Source organism: Reyranella sp. (assembly GCF_004296935.1).
GTDB lineage: Bacteria > Pseudomonadota > Alphaproteobacteria > Reyranellales > Reyranellaceae > Reyranella.
The window spans coordinates 85,030-91,814 of record NZ_SCVH01000106.1; the positions used below are offsets into that span (position 1 = coordinate 85,030).

The 6,785-nt window shown below is 67.2% G+C and carries 9 protein-coding genes; all 9 read left to right on the top strand.

Annotated features, from left to right (window positions below; genetic code table 11):
- Complete coding sequence (locus tag EPO55_RS15680) at positions 1-846, top strand: ABC transporter permease (RefSeq protein WP_296337900.1); 846 nt, start codon at positions 1-3, stop codon at positions 844-846.
- Between the two features lie 163 nt (positions 847-1,009).
- The gene (locus EPO55_RS15685; protein ID WP_296337901.1) at positions 1,010-1,978 is read left to right on the top strand and encodes an ABC transporter ATP-binding protein; all 969 of its coding nucleotides are present in this window, start codon (positions 1,010-1,012) and stop codon (positions 1,976-1,978) included.
- The gene (locus EPO55_RS15690; protein WP_363719200.1) at positions 1,975-2,994 is read left to right on the top strand and encodes an ABC transporter ATP-binding protein; all 1,020 of its coding nucleotides are present in this window, start codon (positions 1,975-1,977) and stop codon (positions 2,992-2,994) included. Before EPO55_RS15685 ends, EPO55_RS15690 begins: the two co-directional genes overlap by 4 nt.
- 13 nt (positions 2,995-3,007) lie before the next feature.
- Positions 3,008-3,196 (top strand): DUF4089 domain-containing protein, encoded by a 189-nt coding sequence (locus tag EPO55_RS15695; RefSeq protein WP_296337902.1) that lies wholly within the window; start codon positions 3,008-3,010, stop codon positions 3,194-3,196.
- Positions 3,193-4,575, top strand: a complete 1,383-nt coding sequence (locus tag EPO55_RS15700) for an AtzE family amidohydrolase (protein WP_296337903.1) — start codon at positions 3,193-3,195, stop codon at positions 4,573-4,575. The genes EPO55_RS15695 and EPO55_RS15700 overlap by 4 nt, the downstream gene beginning before the upstream one ends.
- A 9-nt stretch (positions 4,576-4,584) precedes the next feature.
- A complete protein-coding gene (gene hpxZ, locus EPO55_RS15705) occupies positions 4,585-4,986 on the top strand; it encodes an oxalurate catabolism protein HpxZ (RefSeq protein ID WP_296337904.1) in 402 nt (133 codons plus the stop codon).
- 155 nt (positions 4,987-5,141) lie between these two features.
- On the top strand, positions 5,142-6,119 hold the full coding sequence (locus EPO55_RS15710) for a hydroxyacid dehydrogenase (protein ID WP_296337905.1): 978 nt from the start codon (positions 5,142-5,144) through the stop codon (positions 6,117-6,119).
- A 70-nt stretch (positions 6,120-6,189) separates the two neighbouring features.
- Entirely contained in the window at positions 6,190-6,417 is a 228-nt protein-coding gene (locus EPO55_RS15715; protein WP_296337906.1) for a hypothetical protein, read from the top strand.
- Positions 6,418-6,460: 43 nt separating this feature from the next.
- Positions 6,461-6,655, top strand: a complete 195-nt coding sequence (locus EPO55_RS15720) for a hypothetical protein (RefSeq protein ID WP_296337907.1) — start codon at positions 6,461-6,463, stop codon at positions 6,653-6,655.
- Positions 6,656-6,785 lie beyond the last annotated feature (130 nt).

Genomic DNA, 6,785 nt, shown 5'->3' on the forward strand with positions numbered 1-6,785 from the left:
ATGCTGCCGCTGCTGCGCCACGCTCGCTACGTGCTGTCGGAGAATCCGGTCACCGGGCTGGCGTTTGGCCTGTTCGCGCTGTTCCTGATCGCGGCCCTCTTCGGTCCGGTGCTGGCCCCGTACAATCCGCTGCAGAGCAACGCCGCCATGGCGCTGAAGCCGCCCTCGGCGGCGCACTGGTTCGGCACCGACCAGCTTGGCCGCGACATCTTCAGCCGCGTTCTGGTGGCGACGCGGCTCGACCTCACCATCGCCTTCGCCTCGGTGATCCTGGCCTTCATGCTGGGCGCGCTGTCGGGCGTCGCGGCGGGCTATTTCGGTGGCTGGACCGACCGCATCGTGGGCCGCCTCGCCGACACCATCATGGCCTTCCCGCTGTTCGTGTTGGCCATGGGCATCGTGGCGGCGCTGGGCAACGAGGTGATCAACATCGTGATCGCCACGGCCATCATCAACTTCCCGCTCTATGCCCGCGTGGCGCGTGCCGAGGCCAACGTGCGGCGTGACGCAGGCTTCGTCGAGGCGGCGCGCCTCTCGGGCAACGGCGAGGCGCGGGTGGTGCTGGGCCATGTCCTGCCCAACATCATGCCGATCATGATGGTGCAGATGTCGCTCACCATGGGCTACGCCATCCTGAATGCGGCGGGCCTCTCCTTCATCGGCCTCGGTGTGCGCCCGCCGGACGCGGAATGGGGCATTATGGTCGCCGAGGGGGCCAACTTCATCCAGTCCGGAGAGTGGTGGATTGCGCTCTTTCCCGGCGCCACGCTGATGCTGGCCGTCTTCTGCTTCAATCTGCTGGGCGACGGGCTGCGCGACATCATCGATCCCAGGATGCGGACATGAGTTCTGGCCCGTCCGACAGGTGCAAACCTCACCCTGAGGAGGCCCGCAGGGCCGTCTCGATCCGGGCGGGGTATTCCCCGCCCTTTGGTGGGCGCGAGCACCATATCTGCTGCCCATGCTTCGAGACTCTCGCTGCGCTCGCTCCTCAGCGTGAGGTGATCGGGTGAGCACCGTTCCAGCTCTTGCCGTCGAAGACCTGTCGGTCGAGTTCCGCACCCGCTCCGGCATCGTCAAGGTGCTGGAGCATGTCGGCTTCAGCGTCGACAAGGGCGAGACCGTGGCGCTGGTGGGCGAGAGCGGCTCGGGCAAGTCGGTGACGGCCTTCGCCGTCATGGGCATCCTCGATGCCGCCGGCAAGGTGACGTCGGGCCGGGCCATGTTCGGCGGCGCCGACCTGCTGGCGCTCGGCGAACGCGATCTTGCCGAGCAGCGCGGGCGCGAACTCTCCATGATCTTCCAGAATCCGCGTACGGCGCTGAACCCGATCCGCCGTGTCGGGTTGCAGATCGCCGACGTGCTGGTGCGCCATGGCGGCGCCACCCGCAACGACGCCCCGCAGGCGGCGATCGAGATGCTGAAGAAGGTGCGCATCCCCGATCCCGAGCGACGCGCCGAGGCCTATCCCTTCGAGCTCTCGGGCGGCATGTGCCAGCGCATCATGATCGCCATCGCGCTCGCCTGCCGGCCGGCGCTGCTGATCGCCGACGAGCCGACCACCGGCCTCGACGTCACCACGCAGGCCGTGATCATGGACCTGATCGGCGAGTTGGCGGGCGAGGCGGGGATGGCCACCATCTTCATTACCCATGACCTGGCGCTGGCCGCCGAATATTGCGACCGCATCGTGGTCATGCATGCGGGCCACATCGTCGAGGCCGCGCCCGGCCGAGATCTCTTTACCCACCCGCGCCATCCCTATTCGGCCAAGCTGTTGGCCGCGACGCCGGGCGAGACCGTCTCGCTCGAGAACATGGCCTCGATCCCCGGCGGTCTGCCCGACCTGCGCCGGTCCGACCTGCCGGCCTGCCGCTACAGCGACCGCTGCGAGCGCCGCCTCGGTCAATGCGCCCAGCCGCTGCCACAGCGGACCGTGGGCGAGCGCCGCGTCGTCGCTTGTTGGAATCCGCTGTGAGCACTGTTCCACCGGGTCCGCTGCTCGACGTTGCCGAACTGGCCAAGCGCTTCACCGTCGGCGCCAAGCAGGGCCTGCTGGCGCGCGCCACTTCGTTCCGCAAACCGGTGGCGCCGCTGCCGCAGCTCCATGCCGTCGACGAGGTGAGCTTCACCATCGGCCGCGGCGAGACGGTGGGTCTCGTGGGCGAATCGGGCTGCGGCAAGTCCACCCTGGTGCGGCTGATCAACCGCCTGCTCGATCCGACCTCGGGCAGCATTCGCCTGGGCGGCACCGAGCTGGCCGACTTCAAGGCGCGGGACTTCGCCGCCAATCCCCATCGCGCGCGCATCCAGATGGTGTTCCAGGATGCCGGCGACTCGCTCAATCCGCGCTACACGGCGGCCGATGCCATCGCCGATCCGGTGCGGCGCCTGAAGAAGACGTCGGGCGCCGAGCTCACGGCCCGCGTCGAGGCGCTGGCCGACATGACCGGCCTGCCGCGTGAACTCCTCTCGCGTTTCCCGCACCAACTTTCCGGCGGCCAGAAGGCGCGCGTCGGCATCGCACGCGCGATCGCGGTCGAGCCCGAGCTGCTGATCCTCGACGAGCCGACGGCAGCGCTCGACGTCTCGGTGCAGGTCGTGATCCTGCAGCTCCTGCAACAGCTCAAGCGCGAACTCGGCATGAGCTACCTGTTCGTGAGCCACGATCTCAACGTCGTGCGGTTGCTCTGCGACCGCGTGCTGGTGATGTATCTCGGCAAGGTCGTGGAGCAGGGGCCGGCCGCCGAGGTCTTCGCCGATCCCCGGCACCCCTATACCAGGGCGCTGATCTCGGCGATCCCGCAGGCCGTGCCCGAACAGCGCGCCGGCCGCCTGCGCCTCGATGGCGAGCCGCGCAGCCCGATCGATCCCGATCCGCGGGTCTGCCGCTTCTACGGCCGCTGCCCCAAGGGCACGCCGCGCTGTGCCGAGGAAATGCCGCTCTTGCATCCAGCGGGTGCGGCGCGGCAGGTTGCCTGTCACTTCGCTTGAGGGGAGGAAAGACGTGGCCGACGACAAGCCCGATGTTGCGCGCCTGGTCGACGAGGCGGCGAAGGCTCTTGGCCTGCCGATCGCGCCCGAGTACCGCGCCAACGTGATTCTGAACTATGAGCGGTCCCTGATGATCGCGCGGCCGTTGCTCGAGGTCGAACTCGACGACGAGCTGATTCCCGGGCCGGTGTTCCGGCCATGACCGATCCACTGTCGAAATTTGCGACCGCCACCGAGATCGCGGGCGCAGTGATGAGCAAGAAGGTCAAGGCTTCTGCCGTGATCGACGCCACGCTGAAGCGGATCGCGGCGGCTGAACCCACGGTGAACGCGTTCACCGACATCGTGGCCGAGCGCGCCCGCAAACGCGCCGCCGAGATCGACGCCGGCAATCATCGTGGCCCCTTGATGGGCGTGCCGTTCGCGGTGAAGAACCTGTTCGATATCGCCGGCCTGCCGACGCGTGCGGGCTCCAAGATCAATGTCGATGGCCCCAAGGCAGCTCGCGACGGCGCGCTGGTGCGCAAGCTGGAGGCTGCCGGTGCGATTCTGGTGGGCGGCCTCAATATGGGTGAGTACGCCTACGATTTCACCGGCGAGAACGCGCACTACGGCCCCTCACGCAACCCGCGCGACACGACACGCATGTCCGGCGGCTCGTCGGGCGGGTCGGGCGCCGCGGTCGCCTCCGGCGAGGTGCCGCTGGCGCTGGGCTCCGACACGAACGGCTCGATCCGCGTGCCGTCCTCGCTCTGTGGTCTGTTTGGCCTCAAACCGACCTATGGCCGTCTGAGCCGCGCTGGTTCGTTTCCCTTCGTCGATGCCTTCGACCACTTGGGGCCGATCGCACGCTCGGCCGAGGACCTGGCGCTGTCGTTCGATGCCATGCAGGGCTGGGATCCCGACGATCCGGTCTGCACCGATCGCCCGTCCGATCCGACCCTGCCGCGCCTGATCGAGGGCATCGACGGACTGCGCATCGCCATTGCCGGCGACTACTTCGCCAGGGGTGGCGAACCCGAGGCGTTCGAGGCCGTGGCCACCGTCGCCAAGGCGCTGGGCGCCTCGAAGACCGTCGTGCTGCCGCAGGCCGCGGCGGCGCGGGCGGCGGCCTATGTCATCACCGCCATCGAGGGCGGGCAGCTCCATTTGCCGCGACTCAGGGCCCGGCCGCAGGATTTCGATCCCGATACGCGCGAGCGCTTCATGGCGGGCGCACTGCTGCCCGGCGCCTGGTACGTGAAGGCCCAGCGCTTCCGCCGGCACTATCGCGCCAATGTGCTGAAGATCTTCGACGAGGCCGACATCGTGCTGGCGCCGGCCACACCCTGCACCGCGCCAAAACTCGGCCAGGTCATGATGAAGCTGGGCGGCGTCGATCTGCCGGTGCGCGCCAATCTCGGCCTCTTCACCCAGCCGATCTCGTTCATCGGCCTGCCCGTGGTGGTGGCGCCGCTGCAGCGGCCTGGCGGCCTGCCGATCGGCGTCCAGCTGATCGCCAAGCCCTACAACGAACAGGCCGCGCTGCGCGTGGCCGCCTTCCTGGAGAAGCAGGGCATCGCCGCTGCACCGCCCGCGTAAGGAGCAAAAATGGAAATCAACATCCCCGAGGTCGTGGGCGAGGTCACCGCTGCCTTCAACCGCTACGAAAAAGCGCTCAACACCAACGATGTCGTCACGCTCGACGGCTTGTTCTGGAAGAGCCCGCATACGCTGCGCTACGGCATCGGCGAGCAGCTTTACGGCCACGACCAGATCGCCGCCTTCCGCGCCGGCCGCGATCCGGGCTTCGTGCTGAACCGGGATCTCCTCAAGCTCTGGATCGTCACCTACGGTCGTGACTTCGGCACCGCCAATTGCGAGTTCCGCCGCCATGGCGCGACCAGGACCGGCCGGCAGAGTCACACCTGGATGCGCACGGCCGACGGCTGGCGCATCGTTGCTGCCCACGTCTCGCTTCTCGGCGAGGCGACGCCCATGAAGACGTCATAATACAGTATCACCTCACCCTGAGGAGCATCGCGTAGCGATGCGTCTCGAAGGGTGGGCAACGCATCGTTGCTTCCCATCCTTCGAGACGTCCGCCTTCGTCGCGCTCCCCAGGATGAGGTCTATGCTGTAGTCTCCACCGCGTCGGAGGAGACCAATTGAAGTTACTTCTCACTCACGTGCCGCGGGCCAGGCGGCAGTACTATGGCGCGCGGGCGCTTGCCCGCCTGCAGGAGCTGGTCGAGGTCACGCTGCACGAGGGCGATGCGCCGCTCGATCCGGCAGGCGTGGTCGCAGCGGCGCGCGACGTCGATTTCATCATCGCCGACCGCTCCACCGCCGTGCCGGGTGAGATTTTTGCCGGATTGCCGAAGCTCAAGGTGGTGATGCGCAGCGCCATCGACATCCGCAACATCGACGTCGAGGCGGCGTCGACGGCAGGGGTTCTGGTAACACATGCCGAAGCAGGCTTCGTGCAGTCGGTGGTGGAATTGACCCTGGGCCTCCTGGTCGATCTTTCGCGCGGCGTCTCGCGCGCCTCGGCCGACTATCATGCCGGCCGGATGCCCGAAATCCGGGTCGGCCGGCAACTTGGCGGCAGCACGGTCGGTATCATTGGCTATGGCCGCATCTCGCGGACGTTGGCGCCGCTGCTGGCCGGCCTCGGCATGTCGGTGCTGGTGTCGGATCCCTATGCCCAGATCGATGATCGCCGCTTCACGAAGCTGCCGATGGACGACCTGCTGGCGCGTGCCGATTACGTGATCTGCCTCGCCATCGCCAACGAGGAGACCGAGAACCTGCTGGATGAGGCGGCCTTTGCCCGTATGAAGCCGGACGCCTTCTTCATCAACATGTCGCGCGGCAACCTTGTCGACGAAGCGGCGTTGGCCAAGGTGTTGACGGAAGGCCGCATTGCCGGCGCCGCGATGGATGTCGGCCGTGCGCCGGACCAGATGCCGTCGCCCGAACTGGCGCGGCTGCCCAACGTCATCGCCACGCCGCATGTCGGCGGCCTGACGCCGCCCGCCAGCGAAAGCCAGGCAATGGACACTGTCCGCCAGGTCGAGGCGCTGGTGAAGGGCGAGGTGCCGCCGGGTGCCGCCAATCTCGATCGCTGGACGCGCCGTCCTTAGTTGGCCAGACCTTCGAAACCTTCCGATGTTGCGTGCGTTATCCGTGCGTACTCAAGGAAGGAGGCGAACAATGGACAAGTCCATCGACAACTCGCCCGGCTTAGTCGCCGTTCGCATCCCGGACGACGAGGTCGACCTGTACAACGTCACCGAAGGCGGCTGGTACGCCATCGATCACGAGGACAAAGCCGTCCTGGGTCCGTTCGAGAGCCTCGGCGAATGCGACCGGGCCATCCACGACCGGACCGCCCTCGTGGCACCGCCCGCTTCATCAGCCACACGGCCCCACGTTACGTAGTTTCCGGGCCCGCACGGTTGAAAAGTCGCGAGGGGCCCCTATCGTGCTTTCCATGCACATTCCCGAGGACCTGATCGCCGTCCACGTTCCGACCGAGGATCTGGGTGACTACAATCTCACCCAAACCGGCTGGTACGCCGTCGACGACGGCGGCAAGGTCGTGCTTGGTCCGTTTGAAAGCCTGGCCCAGTGCGATCGCGCCATCCGCGAACGGCTGCAGCCGACGACGGGCGTCTGAAGGGCGCCCTTCCAGAGAGTTGCAAGTTCAGCAGGATTATGCCATTATTCTTGCTAGGTTGGGAAAGTCCTGATCAGCGCCCGGCGGAGAAATCCGCCGGGCGTTTTTCATGGTCCACGAATGGTCTGCC

Coding starts and splice junctions, on each gene's coding strand:
- EPO55_RS15680 (WP_296337900.1), top strand. CDS start 1: ATGCTGCCGCTGCTGCGCCACGCTCGCTACGTGCTGTCGGAGAATCCG.
- EPO55_RS15700 (WP_296337903.1), top strand. CDS start 3,193: ATGACCGATCCACTGTCGAAATTTGCGACCGCCACCGAGATCGCGGGC.
- EPO55_RS15715 (WP_296337906.1), top strand. CDS start 6,190: ATGGACAAGTCCATCGACAACTCGCCCGGCTTAGTCGCCGTTCGCATC.
- hpxZ (WP_296337904.1), top strand. CDS start 4,585: ATGGAAATCAACATCCCCGAGGTCGTGGGCGAGGTCACCGCTGCCTTC.